Genomic DNA, 25,747 nt, shown 5'->3' on the forward strand with positions numbered 1-25,747 from the left:
GTCCACCGGTCCGATGTATTCGCGCCGCCACCCCCCGGTGCGGCAGAATGCGCCCAGATCAGTCCGCCGGGACTGGAGAGGCCCGAGCAATGAGCACTTCCCGAGGTCCCTCCGTCCGGCAGCGGCGGCTGGCCGCCGAGCTCCGGCGACTGCGCGAGCGCAGAGGTCTGACCGGAGACGAGGTCGCCGAACGGCTCGCCTGGTCCACAGCCAAGGTCAGCCGGATCGAGAACGCGCGGACCGGCGCGAAGATCGGCGATGTGCGGCGGCTGCTCGATCTGTACGAGATCGACGGCGCGCGGCACGGCGACCTGATCGCCCTGGCGCACGACGCCGCCCAGCGGGGCTGGTGGGAGGACTACCGCGACCTGCCGAGCCCGCTCGCGGATTTCATCGCGCTGGAGTCCGAGGCCACGGCGGCCAGGGAATGGGGCAGCACGGTCATTCCGGGGCTTCTCCAGTCGGAGAGCTACGCCCGAAATGTGATCGGCGGCTGGAGCGACCTGGCCACCCTGCCCCCGCAGGAACTCGAACGCCGGCTAGACGTGCGAATGCGGCGGCGCGAACTGCTGGACGGGCCCACCCCGCTGGAACTGTCGGCGATTATCGACGAGGCGGTTCTGCGGCGCCGCATCGGCGACCACAAGGTCATGCGCGAGCAGCTCGATCATCTGTACAAGATGACCGAGCGGCCGAACGTGACCGTACAGATCTTGCCCTTGGACATAGCACACTCGGTGTTGGCTGAATCGTTTATCCTTCTAGAATTCTCTTCGGTGCACGACATCACCTTTCCTGATATCGTTCACACGGAATCCCTGACGATCAGCCACTTCGCGGATGAAGCCGTCACCTATATGTACCGGCTCGCCTATTCGAGCCTGTCCCGGCAGGCGCTGGACGCCGCGGAATCGCGGCGGCGCATAGCCGAGGTCAAAGAGGCGTGGTGACGGTCCGCCAAGGGGCTCAATCCTTGTGAAAGGCACCGAGTGTCCCCTTTCGCCACTCCTGTTCCACAATGGAGGAAGAGCGCCCACTGCGGGGCGAGCAATACCTGCGTCGAGATCGCCACACTGGTCGATTCATCCCGTTATATCGGGGCGCGAGACGCGAAGCACGGCACGCAGAGTCCGGTCCTGTCCTTCTCCCAGGCCGAATGGCGGGAATTTCTCAAACGAGCCAAGAAGGGTGATTTCGACCTGGGCTGCTGATCCGGCGCCGACGCGCCGTCCGGCCCCGTCCGCCCGGTGCGGCGCGGGGCCACGACGCAGGGGCCGGGTCCACCGCTGACCCGGCTCGTCGCCCTCCCACCCGCAACTCGGCAACTACCTCGGCACGCCTGTCACACGGGTACCGCGCCACCCGGACGTGATCAGGCGTTTTTTGCGATCTTGTTACCGTGTGCTTGAGCACCGGCAGCGCGGCCGCGGGCCAAATGCAACTTTCGATGCAGGGAGCCGGAATGAGTTTCCAGGGGACACCGTCCGCTCGATGGAGAAAGAGCACCCGATGCGCCAGCAACGGGTGCGTCGAGGTCGCACGGCGCGTCGAGGGCACCGTATCCGTACGCGACACCGAGGACACCGCGACGATCCTGTCGTTCCGGTCCGACGAATGGCGCAGGTTCACCGAGGACGCCAAAGACGGCCGTTTCGACCACCCGCTGAAATAGTCACTGCAACTTGCATCTCCGGAGAGAATTCCAACCGGCCGGAGAATTGCGTCCAGCGGGAGCGGATGCGCGCCGGCGCATGGTAGGTCACATGTTCTCCCGCGACACTCCGCTCCCGCTGATCGCATTTACAGAAGATGATCACATCGGGGCCCGCTCACGCCACGCGAACGCCCCGGGGAACCCGGTACAGAGGCGTCCGCAGGCGGGACGCCGTGATCGCTACCGCGCCTCCCGCGAGGGCCAGGTCGAAGGCCAGTCCCCACGGCCATACCGCCGCCCCGTCCCGGCGCCGCGGCCCGTGGTCGTCGTCCCCAGCCCGGAGCCCCCGCACGCTGCGGCTGATCTGCCCGAGCGGGTCGGACGACGCCGACCGGGTGATCACCTGGTCGCCGACGACGATCCGGCGCTCGGGCAGGCGCGGCGCCGCGTCGGCGAGCGCGACGACCGGGTTCGGGGCCAGCAGCCACCAGATCCGCTCGGTGTGCTCCCGCTCGTACCCGCCGTAGGCTCCGGGCACATGCTCGGACGTGAGCGGAACCGCCAGCGTGAACAGCAGCGGCGTCCCGACGAGCAGGCCGAACACCGTCAGGTACGACAGCAGGATCGAGGTGACGCTGCGGGCCACCACCGCCGACCAGGCCTGCGAGACCGCGCAGACGACGCCGATCATCAGCGCCGTCACGAGGAGGACGACGAGGGCCCGCCCCGCGCCGATGGCGCCCTCGGCGACCGGCAGCAGCAGGCTCGGCAGCGTCAGGAGCAGGGTGACCAGGCCGGTCCCCCAGGCCGCGGCGAGCTTGCCGAGCGCGATCTCGCCCGGCGTGAGCCGGGTGACCTGCAGCGTCGCGAGCGTCCCGCGCTCCCGGTCCCCGTTGACCGACTGCCCGCCGAGCGCCGGGGTGACGAGCAGCGTCAGCACCAGCACCCCGAGCAGGACCCCGCCGAACATCGGGACGCCGGGCTCGCCGAAGGTGGAGGTGTCGCCGTACTCCAGCGACACCCGGAACAGCACCCCGAGCCCGTTGACCACCAGGAACCAGGCCGCGAGGAGGACCTTCCAGCGGCCGGTCCGCAGCCGTGTCCTGATCTCCTGCCGGGCCACCAGGCCGATTCCGCGCGCGGTCACGGCGCTCACCTCCGGTCCTCGGTCATCTGCGGTCCTCGGCCGTCTCCGGGCCGGGTCATCTGCGGTCCTCGGTCATCGCCAGGTAGGCCGATTCGAGCGCGCTGCCGGCGGGCGCGAGGCCGCTGACGGGCACACCCGCGGCGACGAGCCTGGCCAGCAGCCCCGCCGCCTCGCCCTCGGTCAGCGGCCCGACCTCGGCGCCTCCCGCCGCGTCGGCCGCCCGCTCCCACCGCAGGTCCGGCTCGCCGTCCAGCGCCGCCGCCAACGGCTCGGGGTCGAGCGAGCGGATCCGCCACCGGACCCGGGCCGACGCGCCGGCGATCTCCGCCATCGCGTGGTCCCCGGCCGTCCGGCCGTGGTCGACCAGGACGACCCTGTCGGCGATCTCCTCCAGCTCGCTGAGGATGTGGCTCGACACGAGCACCGCGACCCCGTCGGCCGCGAGGGAGCGCAGCAGGTCGCGCAACTCGATGCGGGAGCGCGGATCGAGGCCGGACGCGGGCTCGTCCAGCAGCAGGACGCGCGGCCGGTGCACGAGGGCCCGCGCCATCCCGAGGCGCTGCTTCTGCCCGCGCGACAGGGCGTGGACGGGCAGCCCGAGGTGGTCCTCCAGGTGGACGAGGGTGAGCAGCGCCCTGATGCGGCGCGGGCGCTCCTGCCTGGGCAGCCCGTAGGCGTCGGCGAAGAACCCCAGGTACTCGTCCACCGTGAGCTGGTCGTACACGCCGAACGTGTCCGGCATCCAGCCGAGCGCTCCGCGGGCCAGCGCGGGGCGGGCCAGCGCGTCGTGCCCCCCGATCCGCACCGTGCCCGCGTCGGGCGCGAGCAGGGTCGCCAGGATGAGCAGGAGCGTCGTCTTGCCCGCCCCGTTGGCCCCGACGAGCGCCGTGACCTGCCCGTACGGGACGGTGATGTCGAGGCCGCGCAGCGCCTCCACCGGCCCGAAGCGCCGCACCACCCCGCGCGCCTCGATCGCGAGGCCGCCGTCTCCTGCCACCCGTCACCTCCGCCGCCGGGCCGGTCCCGATTCCGATGGGACGCGGCCCGGCGCCGGAGGGTTCAGTCGAATTCGGGCCGCTCGCCCGAACCGGCCGCTATTCGACGGTGACGGACTTGGCGAGGTTGCGGGGCTGGTCGACGTCGTGGCCCTTGGCGGTGGCCAGCTCGCACGCGAAGACCTGCAGCGGGACGGTCGTGACCAGCGGCTGCAGCAGCGTCGGGACGGCCGGGACGCTGATCAGCGTGTCCGCGTACGGCTCGACCGACGCGTCGCCCTCCTCGGCGATCACGATCGTCCGGGCGCCGCGGGCCCGGATCTCCTGGATGTTCGACACGATCTTGTCGTGCAGGACGTCCCGCGCCCGCGGCGGCACGACGACCACGACGGGCAGACCCTCCTCGATCAGCGCGATCGGGCCGTGCTTGAGCTCACCGGCGGCGAAGCCCTCGGCGTGCATGTACGCCAGCTCCTTGAGCTTGAGCGCGCCCTCCAGGGCGACCGGGAAGCCGACGTGGCGGCCGAGGAACAGCACGCACCGCTCGCCGGCCAGCGAGCGGGCCAGCTCCCGCACCGGCTCCATGGTCTCCAGGACCTTCTCCACCTTCTCCGGCATCCGTTCGAGGAGCTGGACCATGGCGAAGACCTCGTCGCCCCACTTGGTGCCGCGCACCTGCGCGATGTAGAGGGCGATGAGGTAGACGGCGACGAGCTGGGTGAGGAACGCCTTGGTGGACGCGACCGCGATCTCCGGCCCGGCGTGCGTGTAGAGGACGCCGTCGCACTCGCGGGGCAGCGTGGAGCCGTTGACGTTGCAGATGCCGAGCAGCTTGGCCTTCTGCTCGCGGGCGTGCCGGACGGCCATCAGCGCGTCCATCGTCTCGCCCGACTGGGAGATCGCGATGACCAGCGTCGTCGGGGACAGGATCGGGTCGCGGTAGCGGAACTCGCTGGCCAGCTCGACCTCGCAGGGCAGCCCCGCCCAGTGCTCGATCGCGTACTTGGCGATCAGACCGGCGTGGTAGGACGTCCCGCACGCCACGATGATGATCTTGTCGACCTCGCGCAGCTCCTGGTCCGGGATGCGCATCTCGTCCAGGTGCAGGCGCCCGTCCGCGCCGATCCGGCCGAGCAGCGTGTCGGCGACGGCGCGCGGCTGCTCGGCGATCTCCTTGAGCATGAAGTAGTCGTAGCCGCCTTTTTCCGCGGCGGACACGTCCCAGTCGACGTGGTACTCCTTCACCTCGGCGGGGCGCCCGTCGAAGTCGGTGACCGTCACGCCCTCGGCGCGCAGCTCGACGATCTGGTCCTGGCCCAGCTCGATCGCGTCCCGGGTGTGCTCGATGAACGCGGCCACGTCGCTGGCGAGGAAGTTCTCACCGTCCCCGACGCCGACGACGAGCGGGGAGTTGCGGCGCGCCCCGACGACCAGGCCCGGCGAGCCGGTGTGCGTCGCGACCAGCGTGAACGCGCCCTCCAGCCGGCCGCAGACGCGGCGCATGGCGTCGGCGAGGTCGCCGCCGCTCTTCAGCTCGTCCTCCAGCAGGTGGGCGACGGCCTCGGTGTCGGTGTCGGAGCCGAGCCCGTGCCCGGCCTCCTCCAGCTCCGCGCGCAGCTCCGCGAAGTTCTCGATGATGCCGTTGTGGATCACCGCGACGGAGCCGGTGCAGTCGACGTGCGGGTGGGCGTTGCGGTCGTTCGGCGCGCCGTGCGTCGCCCACCGGGTGTGCCCCATGCCGAGCGTCCCGGCGGGCGGGGGCTCCTCCTCAAGGGCACCGCGCAGGTTCACCAGCTTGCCCGCGCGCTTCGCCGTCGCCAGCTTCCCGTCGGCCAGCACGGCCACTCCGGCCGAGTCGTAGCCGCGGTACTCCAGCCGCGCCAGCCCGTCGACGACCACGTCGAGGGCGGACCGGCCGCCCACGTAACCCACGATTCCGCACATGGCGGCAACTCTATTCGGTGCGGCGCACAGGACCTACCTGCGAGGGTCCCGGGGCATGACGCTAGCGTGGACGACCGGTGGAAACCCGGTGACCGGAACGCAGCCCGGTTACTGTTCAGGCATGACGAGCGGATGGGACAGCGTGCCGAGCCCCTACGTGGAACTCTCCCGTGAGGCCTGGCGCGGCCTTCGCGAGAACACCCCGCTCCCGCTCACGCCCGGTGAGCTGGACGCCCTGCGCGGCCTGCGCGACCCGATCGACATCACCGAGGTCGAGGAGGTGTACCTGCCGCTGTCCCGGCTGCTCAACCTGTTCTTCCTGTCGGACGGGCGGCTGCGCGACACCGTCAGCGGCTTCCTCGGCGGCGAGGTGCGGCCCACGCCGTTCATCCTCGGTGTGGCGGGCAGCGTCGCGGTCGGCAAGTCCACGACGTCCCGGCTGCTGCGCACGCTCCTCGCGCGCTGGCCGGAGCACCCGAGCGTGGAACTGGTCACGACCGACAGCTTCCTGCACCCGAACTCCGTTCTGGCCGAGCGCGGGATCATGGACCGCAAGGGCTTCCCCGAGTCCTACGACCGCCGCGCCCTCGTCCGGTTCGTGTCGGCGATCAAGTCGGGCGCGGCGGAGGCGTCGATCCCCGTGTACTCGCACCTGGAGTACGACATCGTCCCGGGCGCCGCGCAGACCGTCCGGCGCCCCGACATCCTGATCGTCGAGGGCCTGAACGTGCTGCAGGCGCCCCCGCCCGGCACCCTGGGCGTGTCCGACTTCTTCGACTTCTCCATCTATGTGGATGCGCGGGTCGAGGACATCCGGCAGTGGTACATCGACCGGCTCTTCGCGCTGCGCCGCACCGCCTTCACCGACCCGCGCTCCTACTTCCACAAGTACGCCCACGAACTGGACGAGGACGAGACCGCCGCCTTCGCCCAGCGCGTCTGGCGCGACGTCAACGAGATCAACCTCGTCTCCAACATCCTCCCGACCCGAGCCCGCGCCACCCTCGTCCTCCACAAGGACAAAAAGCACAGCGTGCAAAGGATCCGACTGCGTCGGATCTGAGGCGGGTCAGCGGGACCAGGGGCCTGTTACGGCGAACGTGGTGCCCGGGGTGTAGACGTTCACGTACATCGTGCGCTCGTCGGGGGAGAACGTGACTCCGGCGAACTCGCCCCACTCCGGCTCGTCCTCGGTGCCGATGTTCTGGCGGTTGCGGGCCATCGGGTAGACCGTGCGGCGGCGGGAGACGCCGAAGACGTGCTGGGCGCCGTTGCCGTCCTCGCACACCATGAGGCCGCCCTGCGGCGCCAGGCAGATGTTGTCGGGCGACTCGCCGGGCTTCTCGACGTCGGTGTCCGGGCCGAACACGATGACGAGGGTGAGCCGGCGGTGGCGCGGCTCGTAGGACCACACCTGCCCGAAGTGGTCGGCCTGGGAGCCGTCCTTCTTCTTCGCGAAGCTCGACACGAAGTAGACGCGGTCGCCGCCCCAGTAGCAGCCCTCCAGCTTCTGGGCGTGGGTGATGCCGCCGGACCCGAAGTCCTGGAAGCGGATCGGCGTCTGCGCCGCGAGCGGGTCGGGCACCTTCTTCCACTCGACGTGGTCGAACACGGTGCCGGGCTCCTGCACGACCGACAGGTCCGGGACGCCGGGAACGCACAGCGCCTCAAGCCGCCCGCCGGCCCGCAGGCTGCCGAAACCGCCGCGCGGCCGCTCCGGGTGGAACCGGTAGAACAGCCCGAACGGCTTCTCGAAGGCGTCCTCGGTCTCGTAGACGGTCCCGTCGCGCGGGTCGACGGCGACCGCCTCGTGCTGGAACCGGCCCATCGCGGTGAGGGGCTCGGGGACGGTGCGGCCCTGGTCGTACGGGTCGACCTCGAAGATGAACCCGTGGTCCTTGGTGTAGTTCCCGGTGCCGGCCTTGTCCTCGGTCTCCTCGCAGGTCAGCCAGGTGTGCCACGGGGTGGGGCCGCCCGCGCAGTTGACGGCCGTCCCGGCGATGGCGACGCGCTCGGTGTGCACGCGCCCGGCCGCGTCGACCTCCAGCGCGGTGCAGCCGCCGAGGCCGCCCGGGTCGTAGGTGACGCCCTCGACAGCCGGGACCCGGTGCTCGGCGGTCGGCCGGTTCTCGTGGTTGCGGACGAGCCACGTGCGGCCACGGCGCCCGGGGAAGGCCGCCATCCCGTCGCAGTGGCTCGGTACCGGGCCCTCTCCCGAGCGCAGCGGCTCCCCCTCGCGGGACAGGACGGTGTAGCGGAAGCCGCGCGGCAGGTCCAGCAGCCCCTTCGGGTCGGGCACGAGGGGCCCGTACCCGTCGTGGCCGCCGGTCGGGGCGGCGGACGCGCTTCCGGCGAACAACTGCTCCACGGCTCCGGTGAAGGCGATCCCCGCCCCCACCGCACCCGTCCTGGCGAGGAGCTGGCGGCGCGAAACTGTCATGAGCACACTCCCTGATGGATCGTTACAAGATCCTCTTGCCCGTTGTAACACGCGTCACATCGAAAGTGAACCGCCTCGGAGCCGGGCGAACCGTGGATCGGGGCGCGGCGTCTGAAGATCGATACTGTCCGTGCCTGCCGTGAAACTGGAGCGATGACCGACATTCCCGGCGTCGAGGACGCCCCCATCAGCGCGCTGCCCCGCCTGCTCGTCGAACCGCCATGGAAGCGTCGGCCTCCCGCGAGTGCCGAACCGGTCGTTCTGAAGGGGTTGAAGCGGCCCAAGACGCCCACGGTGGAGTCCTGGCCGCCCGGGTTGCGGGACGGGTGGTCGAAGACCCCGCACACGTTCCCGAAGGCGTACGAGCCGTTCCCCGAGGAGCCGGACTGGAAGGCTCTGGCCGAGCGGTTCCGCAGTGGCGAGATGCTGGAGTCCCCGCGGGGCGGGGACCGGCGCCGCGGCTACTACTGGCTGATGATGCAGGGTCCTGACGACCTCGCCGACGAGCTTCTCGCCGACGAGCGCTACCACGACGACTGGAACAGCTACGTAGACGTGGTCCCGCTGAAGCACTTCGCCGCGCGTCGCGGCCTCGCCGCCCACCGGCTGCTGCTCAACGCGGCGAAGGGGCACATCTCCTGCGCGGCGGCGCTCGTCCCGTTCCTGGACGACGCCACCGCGCAGATCATGATCGGCGCGCTCGGCCGGGTCGACGATGCCGCGCGGCTCTGGTTCACCTGGCACGGCGCCGGCGCGGCCCCGTTCGTCGTTCCGGAAGCACTGCGCAAGCCCGGACCCAAGCGCACGAAGGCCGAGCAGGGCCTCACGCTGATCGCCCGCGAGCACGGCAGCGGCTGCCTCGCGGACGCGGCGCGAGCCTACGGGGAGGAGGCGGTCGCGGCGATAGAGGCGCTGCGCACCGACCCCCTGGACCAGTACCCCGACGACCTGCCGGAGTGGAACGAGGAGACCGTCGGCAAGCTTCCGCGGCTGCTGCTGCGCGGCCGCGACAGGGCGCTGCCGGCGGAGGCCGTCCGCCACTTCGTGACGATGCTGCTGATCTCCACTCCGGAGGACCCGTACCCGGGCTGTGAGCAGGTCATCGAGCTGTGCGACCCGGCCTCCCTGACCGAGTTCGCCCTCGCCCTCAGCGTCCACGACCGGGGCAGCGGCCTGTGGGCGTCGCAAGGCGTGCAGTACGCCCTCCGGCGCCTCGGCGACGCGACGACGGCCGCCCGGCTGGCCGACCGGATGGTGCGCTGGGACAACTACTACACCTGGACGTTCAAGGGGTGGACGGCGCTCGGCGTCCTCATGGCGATCGACATGCCCGCCGACGACAGGCTGCGCCACCTGGACCGCATCGTCCGGCGGGGCGCCGACCCCAAGCACCTGCGCCCCCGCGCGCAGGGCCTGCTGAACGCCGCCGCCCGGGAGCGCGGGCTGACCTCCGAGCAGCTGGCGGACCTGCTCGTCCCGGACCTCGGCCTGAACGCCGAGGGGTCGATGACGCTCGACTACGGCACGCGCCGCTTCGTCGTCGGCTTCGACGAGCAGCTCAAGCCCTTCGTGGCCGACGAGGACGGCAAGCCCCGCACGACGCTGCCGAAGCCGGGCGTCAGGGACGACGAGACGCTCGCGCCGCTCGCCTACAAGCGGTTCGCCGACCTCAAGAAGGAGGCCCGGGCGGTCGCCGCCGACCAGATCAAGCGGCTGGAGAAGGCCATGGTGGCCGGGCGCTCCTGGGCGCCCGGGGAGTTCCGCTCGGTCTTCGCGGGTCACCCGCTGATGCGCCACATCGCGCGCCGCCTGGTGTGGTCGGCGGACGGCACCGCGTTCCGGGTCGCCGAGGACGGCACGCTCGCCGACGTCCACGACGACGAGTACGTCCTCCCGCAGGACGCCCGCGTGACGCTCCCCCACCCGGTCCTGCTCGGGAAGGACACCGCGGCGGCCTGGGCGTCGGTCTTCGGCGACTACGAGATCCTCCAGCCGTTCCCGCAGCTCGGACGCCCCGTCCACGAGCTGGAGGACGGCGAGCGCGACGCCAGTCGGCTGGCCCGCTTCGAGGGGGTCACCGCCCATTTCGGCAAGTTCATGGGCATGACGTCCCGGGGCTGGGAGCTGGGCGACAAGGAGACCGGCGGGTTCCGCCGCCAGGTCAACCTGATCACCCCGGACGACCGGCACGTGATGGTCGCGTTCGAGCCCGGCATCCGCGTCCTGGACCCCGAGGAGTTCGCGGAGCAGAAGATCGAGCGCGTCATGCTGATGACGGGCCGCTACTCCGGGAAGGCGCATCCCTTCGGCGCGCTCGACCCGGTCACCGCGTCGGAGATGCTCGCCGAGCTGGCCCGCCTCACCGCCTGACCCGCGGACCGGCGCCTTCCGTCCACCGATCGGTGGACGGAAGGTTCCACCGGTCGAGGCTCATGCGCGCCGGGGCCCCGCGGCCAGCATTTCGGGTATGACGGATCTACTCGTACGCATGGCCCGGTGGAGCGCCGGGCATCCCTGGCGCGGCATGGCGGCCTGGCTGCTGTTCGTGGTGCTGTGCCTCGGCATCGGCGTCGCGGCCGGCGGGCACGCGGCGACGACCGAGGACTTCCGGATCGGCGAGGCCGGCCGGGGTGAGGCGATCGCCGCCGAGGGCGGGCTCCAGCAGAGGCCCGTCGAGCGCGTGCTGGTCACCGGCGGGGGCGCGGCCGCCGACGCGGCGGCGCGGGACGCCGCCGCGCGGATGGGGCGCCTGCCCGAGGTCGCGTCCGTGTCGGCGCCCGTACGGTCGAAGGACGGCTCGGCGGTACGCGTCGACGTGACGCTGAAGGGCTCCGAACTCCAGGGCAAGGAGCACGTCGAGCCGCTGCGGGCCGAGACCGCCGCGGTCCAGGCCGCGCACCCGGACGTGCGGGTGGAGGAGACCGGCGGCCCGTCCATCAGCAAGGGCGTGGGCGAGCTGCGCGACGACGACCTCGCCCGAACCGAGATGATCGCGTTGCCGATCACCCTGGTCACGCTGCTGCTGGTGTTCGGCTCGTTCGCGGTGGCGGTCGTGCCGGTGGTGCTCGCGCTGACCTCGATCGCGGCGGCGATCGGCCTGTCGATGCTCGCCTCGCACGTCTTCCCGGACGCCGGGGTGGGCGCCAGCGTGATCCTGCTGATCGGCATGGCGGTCGGTGTCGACTACACCCTCTTCTACCTCAAGCGGGAACGCGAGGAGCGGGCCCGCTCGGGCGGCCGGCTGGACGCGCGGGCGGCCGTGGAGACCGCCGCGGCGACGTCGGGGCGCTCGGTGGTGGTGTCCGGGCTGGCGGTCGCCGCGTCCAGCGCGACCCTCTACCTGGCCGACGACGTGATCTTCTCCTCGATCGCGACCGCGGCGATCGTGGTCACGCTCATCGCCGTCGTCAGCTCGCTGACCGTCCTCCCGGCGGTGCTGGCCAAGCTCGGCGGATGGGCCGAGCGGCGGGCCGTCCGGCGCGGGCGGGCGCCGAAGCCGCCGCGGACCGGCGGCGGCCGGATCACCCGGGCGATGCTGCGTCCCACCGGAAGGCACCCGGCCGCGACGCTGGCCGTGACCGTGACGGCGATGCTGGCGCTGACCGCGCCGCTGCTGAGCATCGACCTCACCGACATGGGCCGCGACAGCCACCCGCGCGAGATCCCGGCGATGCGGACCTACGACCGGCTGAACGCGGCGTTCCCGGAGCTGAAGGCCATGCACCAGATCGTCGTCAGGGCCGACGCCGGACGCGCCGGCGAGGTGACCGCGTCCCTGCGCGCCCTGGCGGAACGGGCCAAGGCCGACCCTCTGCTCGCCGGGACGTCCGAGCTGCGCACCTCGCCCGACGGGCGGATCAGCCTGCTCGAACTCGCGGTGCCGCACCACGTGTCCACCGACGCGGCGCGGCGCTCCCTGGAGCGGGTCCGCGGCGAGTACGTCCCCGAGACCGTCGGGAAGCTCGGCGCGGAGACCGCCGTGACCGGGGACGTGGCACGCTACGCCGACTATCCCGAGCACCAGGAGAGCAAGCTGCCGTTCGTCATCGGGGCGCTGCTGCTGGTGACGTTCGCGATGACCGTGTGGGCGTTCCGCTCCGTCGTCCTCGGGCTGATCGGCGTGGTGCTGAACCTGCTGTCGGCCGGCGCCTCCCTCGGCCTGCTCACCCTGGTGTTCCAGGGGACGTGGGCGGAGGGGCCGCTCGGCTTCACCTCCACCGGCTCGGTCGGCTCCCGCGTCCCGCTGTTCCTGCTGGTGATCCTGTTCGGGCTGTCGATGGACTACCAGGTGTTCGTGATCAGCCGGATCCGGGAGGCGGCGCTGCGCGGCGTCCCGACCCGGCAGGCGGTGCTGGACGGGGTCGGCGGCTCGGCGAGCGTGGTGACCAGCGCCGCGTTCGTCATGGTCACGGTGTTCGGCGGCTTCGCCACCGTCCACATCATGGAGCTGAAGCAGATGGGCTTCGCGCTGGCCGTGGCGGTGCTCCTGGACGCGGCCGTCATCCGGATCACGGTCCTGCCCGCCCTGATGCTGCTGCTCGGCGACCGGTGCTGGTGGCCCGGCGGGCGGCGCCGGCCCGGCGCCCGCCGGACGCCGGACGGCGAGGCCGGGGCCCTGCCGCAGACCATAGGCTGACCGGCATGGTTCAGCCCGGTGAACGCCCCCAGGTGCGGGCGCTCCGCAGGTGGTACGCCGCCGCCTGGATCCTTTTCGGACTGGTCCCGCCCGCCCTGGCGGTGGCCGACCAGCCGGACGGCACCCGGGCTCCCACGCTGGCGCTGCTGTCCGCGCTCGGGCTCTGCTACCCGATCACGGAGACGTTCCCCGGGAACCCGGTGACGCGCCGGAACGCGTTCCTCGGCGCGCTGATCGCGGGGATCGGCGCCGTCTCCTACCTGATGGGCGGCGCCGCGTCCCTGCTCATCACGTCCCTCCCGCACTTCTGGATCCTCGCGGGGACCCCGCGGCGCGCGGTGCTGCTCAGCGGCGCCGCCGCCGCGGCCGCGGTCGCCGGCGACGCCGCCCGGGGCGTCCCGGACGGGGAGCCGCTCACCGGCAACTCGATCGCCGCGCTGATCGGGTACGCGGCGGGCGTCCTGCTCGGGCTGTGGATGCACCGGGTCGTCGGGCAGCACGACGAGCGCGCCCGGCTCCTCGAAGCCGACCTGGCCGAGGCCGAGCGCCGCCTCGCCGAGGCGCAGCGCCGGCAGGGGGCCGCCGACGAGCGCGAACGGATCGCCCGCGAGATCCACGACACGCTCGCGCAGGGGTTCGCGTCCATCGTCGTCCTGGCGGAGGCGGCCCGCGACGGCCTGCGCTCCGACCCGGACCGCAGCGGCCGCCAGCTCGTGTCGATCGAGCAGACGGCGCGGGAGAACCTCGCCGAGGCCCGCGTCCTCGTCGGGGCGGCGTCGCAGGGCAGCGTCGCGCCCGCGTCGGTCGCCCGGACCCTGCGCCGCACCCTCGACCGGTTCGCCGAGGACACCGGGCTCACCGTGCACGCCGAGCTGCCCGACGTCGAGTGCGACCAGACGACCCGGATCGCGCTGCTGCGCTGCACGCAGGAGTCGCTCGCCAACGTCCGCAAGCACGCCGCCGCCTCCACGGTCGGCGTCGTCCTCGAACGGCACCCGCACGGCGTCGAGCTGGAGATCACCGATGACGGGCGCGGCTTCGCGGTGGCCGGGTCGCGCGGCTTCGGCCTCGACGGCATGCGCCGCCGCCTCGCCGAACTGGGCGGCGAGCTCACCGTGACCAGCTCCCCCGGCGAGGGCACCCGGATCCTCGCCATGATCCCCGCGAGGGCGTGAGATGACCGCGAAACTCAGGATCATCGTGGTGGACGACCACACCGTCATGCGCGCGGGCGTCGTCGCGCTGCTGGCCGCCGATCCCGGCATCGAGATCGTCGGCGAGGCGGGCGACGGCCGCGAGGCGATCGCCCTGGCCGAGCGCCTGCGGCCCGACGTCGCGCTGCTCGACCTGCGGATGCCCGTGCTGGACGGCGTCGCGGCCACCGGCGAGATCGGCCGCCTCGGCACCCGCGTCCTCGTCCTCACCACCTACGACACCGACACCGAGATCGAGCGCGCGATCGAGGCCGGGGCCGTCGGCTACCTGCTGAAGGACACCACCCGCGACCAGCTGGCCGACGCCGTCCGCGCGGCGGCGCGCGGCGAGACCGTCCTCGCGCCGCGCGTGGCCGAGAAGCTCGTCGCCCGGATGCGCCGCCCCGAGCCGGCCGCGCTGACCGCCCGGGAGATCGAGGTTCTCCGGGCGGTCGCCGACGGACTGTCCAACGCCGAGATCGGGCGGCGGCTCGTCATCGCGGAGGCCACCGTCAAGACGCACCTGCTCCGCGTCTTCGCGAAGCTGGACGTCGGCGACCGCACGCACGCCGTCGTCGTCGCCATGGACCGCGGCCTCCTCACCCGCTAGCTAGTCGGCGCTGGCGACGGGCAGGGAGCGGAGCCGGAAGGTGGCGAGGAACGCCGCGACCAGCGTCACCGCGACCAGCAGCCCGACCGCCACGGGCAGGTCCACGGTCGACCTCACCGGCGACGCGCCGGTCAGCGCGTCCGCGACCGACAGGCACCACTGCTGGATGGACGCCGACTTGGCGCCCGGCGCGAAGTTGCCGAGCAGCGACTCCCACACCAGCGCGTACAGCAGGCCGATCGTGACGGCGTTGCGGCTCGCGACGGCCAGAGCGACGAACACCGCGCTGTAGACGACACCGCCGACCAGAACGCCGACCGCGAACGCCGGCGTCAGCTGCGCGGTCGTCCCCGTGAGGATCAGCCCCGCCAGCAGCGTCGGCACCGCCGCGAACGCCGTCACCAGCACGATCGCCACGACCAGCTTCGTCAGCACGATCACCTCGCGCGGGATCGGCTTGGTCAGCACGTACATGATCTGGCCGTCGTCGATCTCCGGGCCGATCACCCCGGTCCCGGCGATCAGCGCGAGCAGCGGCAGCAGCGTCGCCAGGCCGAACTTCTGCAGGACGTTCGCCGAGACGTCCAGGTCGTCGTTGCCGGTCACCTTCAGCGCCACCGCCAGCACCAGCAGGAGCAGCGGCAGCCCCAGCAGGAGCAGCGCGCGCTTGCGTCCGAGCATCGCCCGGAACGTGATCATCGCGATCGTGCCATTCATCGGGCCACCAGGTAGGAGAAGACGCTTTCGAGGGACTCGTCGGACGGGGAGACCTCCCACAGGCGCACGCCGGCGTCCCGCGAGACCTGCGGCAGCAGCCAGGTGAAGCGCTGGAAGTCGACCGCCTCGACCCGCAGGCCCTTGTCGGTGAGCTGGACGCTGCGGGCCGACCCGTCGGCGATGACGGCGGCGGCGAGCCGCCGGTCGTCGGACGAGCGGACGAGGAAGATGTGCGGCCGGTCGGTCATCAGCCGCCGGATCTTGCGGAAGTCGCCGGACGCCGCGTGCCGCCCCGCCACGATCACCTCGATGTGGCTGGCGAGCCGCTCCACCTCCTCCAGGATGTGCGAGGAGAACAGGATCGTGCGGCCCTCGGCGGCCATCCGCTGGATGAGGTCCATCAGCTGGAGCCGCTGCCGCGGGTCCATGCCGTTGAACGGCTCGTCGAGCAGCAGCACGGGCGGGTCGTGCACCAGCGCCGACGCCATCTTGATGCGCTGCTTCATGCCCTTGGAGTAGTTGCCGATGGGGCGCCCGGCCGCGTAGTCCATCTCCACCAGGCCGATCGCGCGGCGGGCCGCGGCGCGCGGATCGGGCAGCTTGTGCAGTTTGGCCATCGCGAGGATGAACTGCTCGCCCGTGAGGAAGTCGTAGGCGGACTCCCGCTCGGGCACGAGCCCGAGGCTGCGGTACACGCCCGGGTTGCGCCAGATCGGCGTCCCGTCGAGCGTGACGGAGCCGGACGACGGCGCGAGGAACCCGCCCATCATGTGGATGAGCGTCGACTTGCCCGCCCCGTTCGGGCCGAGGAGCCCGGTGACGCCCGGCCCGACCTTCATCGTCACGCCGTTGACGGCGACGACGTTCCCGTACCACCGGGACACGTTCTCCAGTACCAGCTCACTCATTAGGAGAGGCCCGCCTTCCGGAACCTGCGGTACAGCACCGCGACCGAGCCGACGACGATCAGGGCGCACACCGCGAGGGCGACCACGCCGCCGGCGACGCCGGACGGAACCCCGGCGGACGACGACTGGGCGCCGAGCAGCCGCACCTGGACGATGTCGACCAGGTTGAACGGCGTGAACAGCCCCGCCCAGCCCTGGAGCGTGAAGTTCGTCTGCGCCTCGGCGATCCCCTGGACGGCGCCGACGAACGCCGCGCTGATCATGTAGACGGCGATGACCGCCGCGACCCCGAACCCGCGCCGCGGGGTGAACGCCGCGACCACCATCCCGATGGCGGCCAGGACGAGCGCGAACAGCACGCAGCCGACGAGCGCGCCGAGGTACTTCAGCAGCTGCTCGCCGGAGTCCGGCATCTTGGAGATCAGGCCGCCCACGTACAGGACGGTGACAGGCACCGCCATCAGCGCGAACAGCGCGGTCGCCATCGCGGCGGCCTTCGCCAGCACGAAGTCGAGATGGCCGACCGGGCGCGAGAAGTACAGCGGGATGACGTGGAAGCGCACCTCCCGCGAGGCCAGCACCGGCGCCTGCGTGGCCAGGAAGATCGCCACGATGACCTGCATGATGTTGGCGTAGGACGCGTAGCGGAACAGCGCGTCCTCCTGCTTGGTGAACGCGAACGCCGCGACCGACCCGGCGGCCGGCAGCAGCATGATCGCCCCCAGCAGGAACGGCATCACCTTCGCCCTCGCGGGACGGCCGAGGCCGTAGGCGGCGCGCAGGTTGTGCACGTACAGGGACCGCAGCACGTACGCGCGGCCGTTGCGGCGCCCCTCGTAGTGCCGGTAGCCGATGTCGTGGATGGTGCTGGTGCTCATCGCGGCGCCCCCTCCTGCACGTCGCCGGACTGCACCCCTCCGGCCGCGGCCGTGGGTGCGGGCGGCGTCTGGAAGACCTCTTCGATGTGGTGGCGGCGCTGCTCCATGCGGATCAGCCGGAGCCCCAGCTCGGCGACGCCGTCGCGGACCAGGTCGTAGGTCTGCTCGCCGGCGATGTCCACGACGAGGAACCGGCCCTCCGGACGGACGGCCACGCCCTGGTCGTAGAGGTGCCGTCCGAGCGTGTCGCGCCCGTCGTCCACCTCGACGGTGAGCACGCCGCTCTCGGCCGTGTACGCCTCGACCGCCTGGGAGCGCAGCAGCTTCCCGCCGTCGACGATGACGACGTGCTCGCAGACCCGCTCCAACTCCCCCAGCAGGTGCGAGGTGACGAGGACGCTGATCCCGAACTCGGTGCCGATCCGGCGGATCAGGTCGAGCATCTCGTCGCGCCCGGCCGGGTCGAGGCCGTTGGTGGGCTCGTCCAGGAAGACGAGCTTCGGGTCGTGGACGAGGGCCTGCGCGAGCTTCACCCGCTGGCGCATCCCCGTCGAGTAGCCGCCGATGGGACGGTAGCGCTCCTCGTACAGGCCGACGTGGCGCAGGGTGTCGGCGGCGCGCTCGCGGGCCGCGGTCGGCGGCAGCCCGCACATCCGGGCCATGTGCACGACGAACTCGGTCGCGGACACGTCCGGCGGCAGGCAGTCGTACTCGGGCATGAACCCGACGCTCTCCCGGATCCGCAGACCCTCGCGCGCGATGTCGAGGCCGAGGACGGTGGCGGTCCCGGAGGTGGGCGGCAGCAGCCCGAGGAGGATCTTGATGAGCGTCGACTTGCCGGCGCCGTTGGCGCCGACCAGGCCGACGACTCCGGGCTCGACGGCCACGGACAGATCGTCCAAGGCGGTCACCCGGGGGAACCTCATCGTCAGGCCCTGGGTGGCGATGATGGGCATACCGTCGAACCTAGCGGCTGGCTCCGCGCGGCACGTCACCCTGAAGGGCGATCAGGGGGAGCCTTTCGTCCGATGCCCGGTGCGACCTAAGTTCCCCGCACCGCGTTCCTTCGGCCGCGCTGCCGCAGCACGACGTACCACACGGCGCGCTGGAGGAGCAGGGTCAGCGTCCCCGCGATGATCATTCCGGCGACGTTCACGCCCAGCTGGAGCAGCGACCCGTTGACCTCGCTGCCGTGCTTGAGCGCCATCGCGACCGCGAGGTTGCCCGCCGCCGGCACGGTGGTGACCGAGATGAAGACCCCGACCAGCGCCGACGACTTGCCCGCGGTGAGCGACAGCACGCCCGCGGCGCCGGCGAGCAGCGCGACGATGAACGACCAGCGGTCCGGGCTGTAGATGAACGCGGTGAGCGGGCGGTCGTCCGGCAGGCGGTCCAGCTCGATCACGCCGGTCCACCGGGCGGCCAGCGCGCACGCGTAGGTGACCGCGATCGCCACGGCGAACCCGATGACCAGTGCCCGCACGGCGTGCACGATGCGCCCGGGCTGGAGCCGGACGAGCCCGTAGCAGATGGCCGCGATCGCGGCGAACTCCGGCCCGAGGACCATGGCGCCGACCACCAGCACCGGCGAGTCGATCAGCGCGGCGATCGCGGCGAGCTGCGTGGCCAGCACGAGGAACGCCACGAACGACCAGGTCAGCGCGGTGCCCTCGCTCACCTGCCGGTCCAGTTCCTCCCAGACGACGGCGTCGTCGCCGTGCCCGGGCGCCAGGTCCTTGGCGAGTTCGGCGCGGTCGGACAGCGTCAGGTCGACCTTGTCGAGGGCGATCGACCCGTCCCGGTCGACGCCCAGGGTGCGCAGCGCGTCGAGTACCTCGTTGGCCGACTCGCGGGCGATGTCGGCGGTGACGAGGTCGCCCCGCGGGGCACGGGCCGCGCCTTCGATCACGACGATGTTGGTCGCCCCGGCGCAGGCCGCCAGCTCCTTGCAGACCGCTTCCGTGCGCTCGGCCGGGACGATCGCTCTGAGATGCAACACGGGCCAATCGTGCCGTAAGCGTCGCGGCGGTGGGTCACGCGCCCGGCCGGAGAAAGCCCAGGCCACAATGTTTGATCGATTATTTGCCTTCAAGATGGCAAAAACGCCCAGAAACTCCCCCAGGACGGTGAAGTCATGAAACAGGCGTCGGTGCTGTTGAAGGCCGCTCGGACGGCCGCGGCGGGCCTCGCGCTCGCCGTCCCGCTGGCGGCGGCGGGCTGCGAGGGCGACGTCGGCCTCTCGGAGACGGGCTCGCCCTCGTCCGGCTCGACCAAGCCCGCCTCCGGCGACGAGGCCAAGGCCCGCAAGAACCTGTCCGGGCTCCGGATCGCATCCGAGGGGGACCGCGACGGCTACCGGCGCGACAAGTTCGGCACCCGCTGGAAGGACACCGACCACAACGGCTGCGACCAGCGCAACGACGTCCTCGCCCGCGACCTGACGAAGGTGGAGAAGAAGGGCCGCTGCATCGTGCTCGCCGGGAGGCTGGACGACCCCTACAGCGGCAAGCAGATCGCCTTCGAGAAGAAGGACGCCGCCGAGGTGCAGATCGACCACGTCTACCCGCTCGCCCTCGCCTGGCGCATGGGCGCCTCCCGCTGGAGCGAGGACAAGCGCGAGCAGTTCGCCAACGACCATGACAACCTGCTCGCCGTCTGGGGCGTGCCCAACCGGGACAAGAGCGACTCCGGCCCCGGCGAGTGGAAGCCCCAGAAGGGGTTCCAGTGCGTCTACGCGATCAAGTACGTCGCGGTCGCGAAGGAGTACTCGCTGCCGGTGACGCGCTCCGACCACGACGCGCTCCAGGACTTCCTCGCCCGCTGCTGACCGGCCCTAAGCTCGGTCCATGAGCGAATCGCGCGGCGAGGGCGCCGAGAAGGACGTGGAGAGCACCGAGCGGGGCCTGCCGCGGGTGCGGACCGAGCGGGGCGTGGGGGCGCGGGCGACCGGCGCGGAGGTGACCGGCGCGTCCGCGACCGGGCTCACGCTGCGGGCCGGGAACGGGCTCGGCTCCCTGGCGCTCGGGGCCATGGCCCTCGGCGCGGTCGCGGTCGGCGCGGTCGCGATCGGCAGGCTCACGGTGAAGCGGGCGGTCATCGAGCACCTGCGGGCCGGGACCGTCGAGATCGGGCACCTGAGGGTCGGCCGGCTGGAGATCGACGAGCGCTAGCCGGGCGGGCCGTGCCCGCCCGGCCGGGTCGTGGTCAGCCGAGGACCGTGCGGACCACGCCGGCGAGGTGCTCGGCCACCGACTGGGCCTGCGTCTCGGACGCCGCCTCCACCATCACGCGCACCATCGGCTCGGTGCCGCTCGGGCGGATCAGGACGCGTCCGGTGTCGCCGAGGTCGGCCTCGGCGGCGGCGACGGCCGCGGCCAGCTCCGGGGAGGTCTTGGCACGGTCCTTGTCGACGTCCCTGACGTTGACGAGGACCTGCGGCAACCGCGTCATGACCTTGGCCAGCTCGTCCAGCGGGCGACCGCGGCGGACCATCGCGGCGAGCAGGTGCAGGCCGGTGAGGACGCCGTCCCCGGTCGTGGCGTGGTCCAGCATGATGACGTGGCCGGACTGCTCCCCGCCGAAGCCGAATCCGCCCTCCTTCATCGCCTCGAGGACGTACCGGTCGCCGACCGCGGTCTCCACGACGGTGATGCCCGCCTCCCGCATGGCCAGCTTGAAGCCGAGGTTCGACATCACGGTCGCGACCACGGTGTCGGCGGCGAGCGCGCCGGCCTCGCGCAGGTCCAGCGCCAGGATCGCCATGATCTGGTCGCCGTCGACGACCTCGCCGCCCGCGGTCACCGCCAGGCACCGGTCGGCGTCGCCGTCGTTGGCGATGCCGGCGTCGGCGCCGTGCTCGCGGACGGCCTTCTGCAGCGCCTCCAGGTGCGTGGAGCCGCAACCGGAGTTGATGTTCAGCCCGTCGGGGGCCGTGCCGATCGTGATGACCTCGGCGCCCGCGCGGCGCAGCGCCTCGGGGGCGACGTCGCTGGACGCCCCGTTGGCGCAGTCGACGACGACGCGCAGGCCGTCCAGCGACACCGGGACCGTGGTCAGCAGGTGCGCGACGTACTGCTCGACCGCGCCGTGCGCCTCCCGGACGCGGCCGACGCCCGCGCCGGTCGGCGGCTCCCACGCGTCGCCGAGCCGCGCCTCGACGCGGTCCTCGAGCTCGTCGGGGAGCTTGTAGCCGCTGCGGTCGAAGAACTTGATCCCGTTGTCGGGGGCCGGGTTGTGCGAGGCCGACAGCATCACGCCGAGGTCGGCGTCCAGCGCGTGGGTCAGGTGCGCCACCGCGGGCGTCGGCAGGACGCCGAGCCGCAGCACGTCCACCCCGGCGCTCGCGAGGCCCGCCACGACGGCGGCCTCCAGGAACTCTCCCGAGGCGCGGGGGTCGCGGCCGACCACCGCGACCGGGCGGTGCCCCTTGAACGCGCCCTGCTCCCCCAGCACCCGCGCCGCCGCGACGGACAGGTCCATGGCGAGCGGGGCGGTCAGGTCGCGGTTGGCGAGTCCGCGCACGCCGTCGGTCCCGAACAGACGAGCCACAGTTCAACTCCCGATCAGAGAGAAGGTTCCGGAAAACAGGGAGAGGACACCCGGAAAAGCGGACGAGCCGCCGCACCCGGGTGCGCCGGCCGTACGGGCCGGCTGCGGAGAAGCCACGGGGTGCGACGGCTCGTGCCGTCGATCAACGCTTGCTGTACTGCGGAGCCTTGCGGGCCTTCTTGAGACCGGCCTTCTTGCGCTCGGGCACCCGCGCGTCGCGGGTGAGGAAGCCGGCCTTCTTCAGCGCCGGGCGGTGCTCGATGTTGGCGAACTGCAGCGCGCGGGAGATGCCGAGGCGCAGCGCACCGGCCTGGCCGGTGGTGCCGCCGCCGTTCACGCGCGCGAGCACGTCGAACTGGCCCTCCAGGCCCAGCAGCACGAACGGCTCGTTCACGATCTGCTGGTGCACCTTGTTCGGGAAGTACTGGTCCAGGGTGCGGCCGTTGATCTTCCACTGGCCGCTGCCGGGGACGATGCGGACCCGCGCGATGGCCTGCTTGCGGCGGCCGGTGCCGGCCGCGGGGCCGGTCGCGACCGGCTGGCCGAGGAAGCCCTCGCCGGCGGCCTCGGGGGTCTCGGTGCTGTACTCGGAGGGCGCTTCCTCGTACGAGTCGAGCTCGGCGGCCTGCTCGGCGCCGGTGGTGTCGTCCACGGTTCTCCTATGGGTGTTCTAGCCAGGGCGGCTGGCCCGTCAGGCGGGTGCCCCGGCGGCCTCTGCTTCCGGGTCGCGCACGATCGGCTCGTGCGCGGGCGTCACTTCTTGATCTGGCTGATCTGGGTGATCTCGAACGGGACCGGCTTCTGCGCCTGGTGCGGGTGCTCCGGCCCGGCGTAGACCTTCACCTTGCCGAACATCTTCCGGCCGAGGGAGTTCTTGGGCAGCATGCCCTTGATCGCCTTCTCGACCGCCCGCTCGGGGTGCTTGGCCAGCAGGTCGCCGTAGCTCACCGAGCGCAGACCGCCCGGGTAGCCGGAGTGCCGGTAGGCCCGCTTCTGCTCCAGCTTGTTGCCCGACAGCGCCACCTTGTCGGCGTTCACGATGACGACGAAGTCACCGGTGTCGAGGTGCGGGGCGTAGATCGGCTTGTGCTTACCCCGGAGCAGCTGTGCGACCTGACTGGCGAGACGGCCCAGCACGACATCGGTCGCGTCGATGACGTACCACTGACGCTGGACGTCAGCGGGCTTAGGGGTGTACGTGCGCACGGTCGTAAGCCTTCGTTTCTCGTCGACTCTCAGCGGTTTCGATCCTCCACCCGTCCTGGCGGACGGGTGCCACTTGGCAGCGGAATCCTGCTCGCGCCGATCAGAGGATCATCCGACCCGGCGCTCCGGGATGCCGGGGCCCGCGCACGCGGCCACGGGGGCGCACATGATGGGGACACACCGACAGGTCGTCGCGCCTCCCGCCTGCAGCGAGCAGGCGCCGACGCACACAACAAACACGCAGGATACTCGGCCACACGCGCACGGGTCAAAACGAGCCGCCGTGGCACTTCCAGCCGCGTGCCCAGTATGCCGTATGGCCAGGATTGCCGGGAAGTAGACGGTCAGCACCGCAGTGATCACTCTTTGTTGCGATTCAGCTCTTTCTGGAAACATTTCCGTAACAGAGGGTCCATATCGGGATATGGTGCCGGGCGACCGGTCCACGCCGGCTCACGCCGGCCCGCACCCGGGAGCCCCCGCTGACCACTCCCCGCAGACCAGCAGACCCCGCCGGAGGCCGCCGGCCCGGCCACGCCGGGCGCCCCGGCCCCGCAGGACGCGACGCCTCCGCGCCGCGTGACGTTCCCCCGCGGCCCGGTGTCCCTCCTTACCGTGACGAACTCGTCGCCAGCGGCCCGCGGCGCGCCCGCCGGGAACCCCCGCCCGCCGAGCGGCGGCCGAGCGACGGCGACGCGTTCTGGAACGGCCGCCCGCCGGGCGGGAAGCGCCCCAAGAAGAAGGGCGCGAAGGGGATCGTCGTGGCCGCCACCGCGTCCGCCCTCGCCCTCGGGACCGGCGTCGTGATCGACCGGCTCGTCCTGCCCCAGTTCCGGTCGGAGCAGACGTCCGCCTCCGGGACGGAGCGCAGCCCCTCGGTGGAGGTCCCGGCCGGGCCGCAGAGCGACCCGCTCGCCGCGACCGGCAAAGGCTCGCGTTCCGGCTCGGGTTCCGGCTCGGGAACGGGAGCACGCGGCGGCCGGACCGGAGCCGCTCCCGCGCCGACGGCCGAGGAGCAGACGCCGCCGCTGAAGGTGATCCACCCGCCGAAGAGCGCGTCGGCCAAGCCCTCGAAGACCACGAGGCCCTCCGGGTCGGACGCCCCTTCGACGCCGGGCGCGAGCAAGCCCCCGAGCGGCGGCTCCGGTGGTTCCGGCGGCTCGTCCGGCCCCGAGGCGAGCGTGGTGTCGCTGACCAACGCCGAACGCGCCAAGCACGGCTGCCCGGCGCTGCGCACCGACGCGCGGCTCGTCACCGCGGCCCGCAAGCACTCGGCGGACATGGCGGCCAACAACTACTTCGACCACACGTCCCGCAACGGCGACAGCCCGTGGAAGCGGATGGGGGACGCGGGGTACGACAGCCCCGGGGCGGAGAACATCGCCAAGGGCTACCCGACCGCGTCGGCCGTCGTGAAGGGCTGGATGGACAGCCCCGGCCACCGCGCCAACATCCTGAACTGCGGCCTGCGCGCCATCGGCGTCGGGATGGCCTCGGGGTCCGGCGGGCCGCTGTGGACGCAGGACTTCGGCTGGAAGTGACCGCCCCCACCCGGCGGGGACACGACCTTCGGCAAATCACCGGCGTCCGGTTCGCCCCCATGTCATGGTGGGTGTCGCGAAGGTCCAGAGCCCTGAACGAGGAACGGTAAGGTCCAACCCATGGGTTATCCGGGCGATCAAGGCAAACCCGGCGACTGGCCTCACCGGCAGTCGCCGCACGCGCCGTACGGCCCCGGAGCCGAAGCGCCGCCGTACGGCCCCGACAACGACGAATCCCCTCTCGCGGCGCGCGACGAGGGCACCGGCACGCCGCCGGCGTTCGGCAACGGCGGCTTCGGTAGCGGCGGCTTCGGCGATGACAAGTCCGGCCAGGACCAGTTCGGCCAGGACAAATCTGGTCAGGACCAGTTCGGCAACGAGGCGTTCGGCGGCGCCCCCTACGGCGGCGGCGCGCCCGGAAGCGAGGCGCCCGGCGAGCGGACCGCGGCCTGGTCCGACCAGCCGCCCGCGTGGGGCGACGAGTCCGCGGCCGGCGGCGCCTTCGGCCAGAACTCCCCGGGCGAGGGCGGGTTCGGCTCCTACGAGGGCATGCCGCCCGGGCCGTCCGGCGCGCCCGAGCGCCCCGAGCGCCGCCGCAACCTGCCGCTGATCATCGGAGGCGCCGCGGTCGCCGGGATCCTCCTCATCGGCGGCGGCGTCGGGCTGTCGTCGATGCTGAAGGGCGACTCCAAGCCGAAGACGGAGCCGACGCAGGCCGTGTCCCAGCAGCCGCAGGCCACGCCGAGCCCCACGCAGCCCGTCCTGGCTCCGGTGAAGCTGCAGAGCCGCACCACCGACCCCGCGCCGCTGACCCTCAAGGAGGTCTTCGGCAAGGCGTCGTTCAAGACGGGCAAACTCAAGTACGTGCGGACGGCCGCCGTCGCGAAGAAGTCCTGCGCCGGCGTCGTCGGCGGCACCACCCTGGCGGCCTCGCTCAAGAAGGGACGCTGCACGCAGGCGCTCCGGGCCACCTACGCGCTCAGCAACGGCTCCCTCGTCGGCACGGTCGGCGTGTTCAACCTGCAGACCGAGGCCGCCGCCAAGAAGGCCGTCAAGGCCGCCGCCGCCAAGGACGCGTTCCTGGTGGCGCTGCCCGGCAAGGGCGCCAGCAAGAACGTCGGCAAGGGCGAGGCGCTCGGCACCTCGCAGGCGCGCGGCCACTACGTCATCATGACCTGGGTGCAGCGGCCGGACGGCAAGAAGATCTCCACCAAGTACCATGCCGCCGTCCGGGTCTTCGGCACCCAGCTGGTCAAGGGCAGCAACCTGGCATTGGCGCTGCACTACCGGGAGACCGAAGGCAAGCCCCTCCGGAAGTGACCCCCATGAC

The 25,747-nt window shown here is 72.1% G+C and carries 24 protein-coding genes; 12 read left to right on the top strand and 12 right to left on the bottom strand.

Annotation, left to right across the window (positions count from 1 at the left end; all coding sequences use genetic code 11):
• The first annotated feature begins 89 nt into the window (after positions 1-89).
• From BKA00_RS23750 to BKA00_RS23760, 3 genes are all read left to right on the top strand, one after another.
• Positions 90-950 (top strand): helix-turn-helix domain-containing protein, encoded by an 861-nt coding sequence (locus BKA00_RS23750; protein WP_185028408.1) that lies wholly within the window; start codon positions 90-92, stop codon positions 948-950.
• Positions 951-989: 39 nt separating this feature from the next.
• Positions 990-1,211, top strand: coding sequence for a DUF397 domain-containing protein (locus BKA00_RS23755; protein ID WP_185028410.1), 222 nt, complete (start codon positions 990-992; stop codon positions 1,209-1,211).
• Positions 1,212-1,405: 194 nt separating this feature from the next.
• Positions 1,406-1,672 carry a DUF397 domain-containing protein gene (locus tag BKA00_RS23760; protein WP_230298921.1) on the top strand — a complete coding sequence of 89 codons (267 nt, stop codon included), beginning with the start codon at positions 1,406-1,408 and terminating at the stop codon, positions 1,670-1,672.
• Positions 1,673-1,829: 157 nt separating this feature from the next.
• Here BKA00_RS23760 and BKA00_RS23765 read toward each other — a convergent pair whose 3' ends face one another.
• The 3 genes from BKA00_RS23765 to glmS all read right to left on the bottom strand — a co-directional run bounded on the left by BKA00_RS23765 (position 1,830) and on the right by glmS (position 5,740).
• The gene (locus BKA00_RS23765) at positions 1,830-2,810 is read right to left on the bottom strand and encodes an ABC transporter permease (RefSeq protein ID WP_221493271.1); all 981 of its coding nucleotides are present in this window, start codon (positions 2,808-2,810) and stop codon (positions 1,830-1,832) included.
• A gap of 46 nt (positions 2,811-2,856) precedes the next feature.
• A complete protein-coding gene (locus BKA00_RS23770; RefSeq protein WP_185028412.1) occupies positions 2,857-3,798 on the bottom strand; it encodes an ABC transporter ATP-binding protein in 942 nt (313 codons plus the stop codon).
• 97 nt (positions 3,799-3,895) lie between these two features.
• Positions 3,896-5,740, bottom strand: coding sequence for a glutamine--fructose-6-phosphate transaminase (isomerizing) (glmS, locus tag BKA00_RS23775; RefSeq protein WP_185028414.1), 1,845 nt, complete (start codon positions 5,738-5,740; stop codon positions 3,896-3,898).
• 121 nt (positions 5,741-5,861) lie between these two features.
• On the opposite strand from glmS, the gene coaA reads away from it, so the two are divergent.
• Positions 5,862-6,803: a type I pantothenate kinase gene (gene coaA, locus BKA00_RS23780; protein ID WP_185028416.1), complete on the top strand. Its 942-nt coding sequence runs from the start codon at positions 5,862-5,864 to the stop codon at positions 6,801-6,803.
• Positions 6,804-6,809: 6 nt separating this feature from the next.
• Here the strand turns inward: coaA and BKA00_RS23785 are convergent, their stop codons facing one another.
• Positions 6,810-8,180 (bottom strand): alkaline phosphatase PhoX, encoded by a 1,371-nt coding sequence (locus tag BKA00_RS23785; protein WP_185028418.1) that lies wholly within the window; start codon positions 8,178-8,180, stop codon positions 6,810-6,812.
• A gap of 153 nt (positions 8,181-8,333) precedes the next feature.
• On the opposite strand from BKA00_RS23785, the gene BKA00_RS23790 reads away from it, so the two are divergent.
• The 4 genes from BKA00_RS23790 to BKA00_RS23805 all read left to right on the top strand — a co-directional run bounded on the left by BKA00_RS23790 (position 8,334) and on the right by BKA00_RS23805 (position 14,619).
• A complete protein-coding gene (locus BKA00_RS23790) occupies positions 8,334-10,550 on the top strand; it encodes a DUF4132 domain-containing protein (protein WP_185028420.1) in 2,217 nt (738 codons plus the stop codon).
• A gap of 97 nt (positions 10,551-10,647) precedes the next feature.
• Positions 10,648-12,816: an MMPL family transporter gene (locus tag BKA00_RS23795; RefSeq protein WP_185028422.1), complete on the top strand. Its 2,169-nt coding sequence runs from the start codon at positions 10,648-10,650 to the stop codon at positions 12,814-12,816.
• 5 nt (positions 12,817-12,821) lie between these two features.
• The gene (locus BKA00_RS23800) at positions 12,822-13,991 is read left to right on the top strand and encodes a sensor histidine kinase (RefSeq protein ID WP_185028423.1); all 1,170 of its coding nucleotides are present in this window, start codon (positions 12,822-12,824) and stop codon (positions 13,989-13,991) included.
• Between the two features lies 1 nt (position 13,992).
• Complete coding sequence (locus BKA00_RS23805; RefSeq protein WP_185028425.1) at positions 13,993-14,619, top strand: response regulator; 627 nt, start codon at positions 13,993-13,995, stop codon at positions 14,617-14,619.
• On the opposite strand, the gene BKA00_RS23810 is transcribed toward BKA00_RS23805, so the two are convergent.
• The 5 genes from BKA00_RS23810 to BKA00_RS23830 form a co-directional block, all read right to left on the bottom strand.
• Positions 14,620-15,336, bottom strand: coding sequence for an ABC transporter permease (locus BKA00_RS23810; RefSeq protein WP_185028427.1), 717 nt, complete (start codon positions 15,334-15,336; stop codon positions 14,620-14,622). It lies immediately after the preceding gene.
• A complete protein-coding gene (locus BKA00_RS23815; RefSeq protein ID WP_185028429.1) occupies positions 15,333-16,244 on the bottom strand; it encodes an ABC transporter ATP-binding protein in 912 nt (303 codons plus the stop codon). Before BKA00_RS23815 ends, BKA00_RS23810 begins: the two co-directional genes overlap by 4 nt.
• Complete coding sequence (locus BKA00_RS23820; protein ID WP_185028431.1) at positions 16,244-17,122, bottom strand: ABC transporter permease subunit; 879 nt, start codon at positions 17,120-17,122, stop codon at positions 16,244-16,246. The genes BKA00_RS23815 and BKA00_RS23820 overlap by 1 nt, the downstream gene beginning before the upstream one ends.
• On the bottom strand, positions 17,119-18,078 hold the full coding sequence (locus BKA00_RS23825) for an ABC transporter ATP-binding protein (protein ID WP_185028433.1): 960 nt from the start codon (positions 18,076-18,078) through the stop codon (positions 17,119-17,121). Before BKA00_RS23825 ends, BKA00_RS23820 begins: the two co-directional genes overlap by 4 nt.
• A gap of 86 nt (positions 18,079-18,164) precedes the next feature.
• On the bottom strand, positions 18,165-19,121 hold the full coding sequence (locus tag BKA00_RS23830; RefSeq protein ID WP_185028435.1) for a DUF389 domain-containing protein: 957 nt from the start codon (positions 19,119-19,121) through the stop codon (positions 18,165-18,167).
• Positions 19,122-19,256: 135 nt separating this feature from the next.
• Between BKA00_RS23830 and BKA00_RS23835 the strand changes: the two genes are divergently transcribed.
• Positions 19,257-19,949 carry an HNH endonuclease family protein gene (locus BKA00_RS23835; RefSeq protein ID WP_185028437.1) on the top strand — a complete coding sequence of 231 codons (693 nt, stop codon included), beginning with the start codon at positions 19,257-19,259 and terminating at the stop codon, positions 19,947-19,949.
• A 19-nt stretch (positions 19,950-19,968) separates the two neighbouring features.
• Positions 19,969-20,292: a hypothetical protein gene (locus BKA00_RS23840; protein WP_185028439.1), complete on the top strand. Its 324-nt coding sequence runs from the start codon at positions 19,969-19,971 to the stop codon at positions 20,290-20,292.
• Between the two features lie 34 nt (positions 20,293-20,326).
• On the opposite strand, the gene glmM is transcribed toward BKA00_RS23840, so the two are convergent.
• The 3 genes from glmM to rplM all read right to left on the bottom strand — a co-directional run bounded on the left by glmM (position 20,327) and on the right by rplM (position 22,876).
• Complete coding sequence (gene glmM, locus BKA00_RS23845) at positions 20,327-21,670, bottom strand: phosphoglucosamine mutase (RefSeq protein ID WP_185028441.1); 1,344 nt, start codon at positions 21,668-21,670, stop codon at positions 20,327-20,329.
• A 142-nt stretch (positions 21,671-21,812) separates the two neighbouring features.
• Positions 21,813-22,322, bottom strand: a complete 510-nt coding sequence (gene rpsI, locus BKA00_RS23850; RefSeq protein WP_185028443.1) for a 30S ribosomal protein S9 — start codon at positions 22,320-22,322, stop codon at positions 21,813-21,815.
• Positions 22,323-22,423: 101 nt separating this feature from the next.
• Positions 22,424-22,876: a 50S ribosomal protein L13 gene (gene rplM / locus BKA00_RS23855; RefSeq protein WP_089314922.1), complete on the bottom strand. Its 453-nt coding sequence runs from the start codon at positions 22,874-22,876 to the stop codon at positions 22,424-22,426.
• 761 nt (positions 22,877-23,637) lie between these two features.
• Between rplM and BKA00_RS23860 the strand changes: the two genes are divergently transcribed.
• Complete coding sequence (locus tag BKA00_RS23860; RefSeq protein WP_185028445.1) at positions 23,638-24,417, top strand: CAP domain-containing protein; 780 nt, start codon at positions 23,638-23,640, stop codon at positions 24,415-24,417.
• A gap of 120 nt (positions 24,418-24,537) precedes the next feature.
• A complete protein-coding gene (locus BKA00_RS23865; RefSeq protein WP_185028447.1) occupies positions 24,538-25,737 on the top strand; it encodes a hypothetical protein in 1,200 nt (399 codons plus the stop codon).
• The last annotated feature ends 10 nt before the right edge of the window (positions 25,738-25,747 follow it).

It is taken from the genome of Actinomadura coerulea, assembly GCF_014208105.1.
GTDB lineage: Bacteria > Actinomycetota > Actinomycetes > Streptosporangiales > Streptosporangiaceae > Spirillospora > Spirillospora coerulea.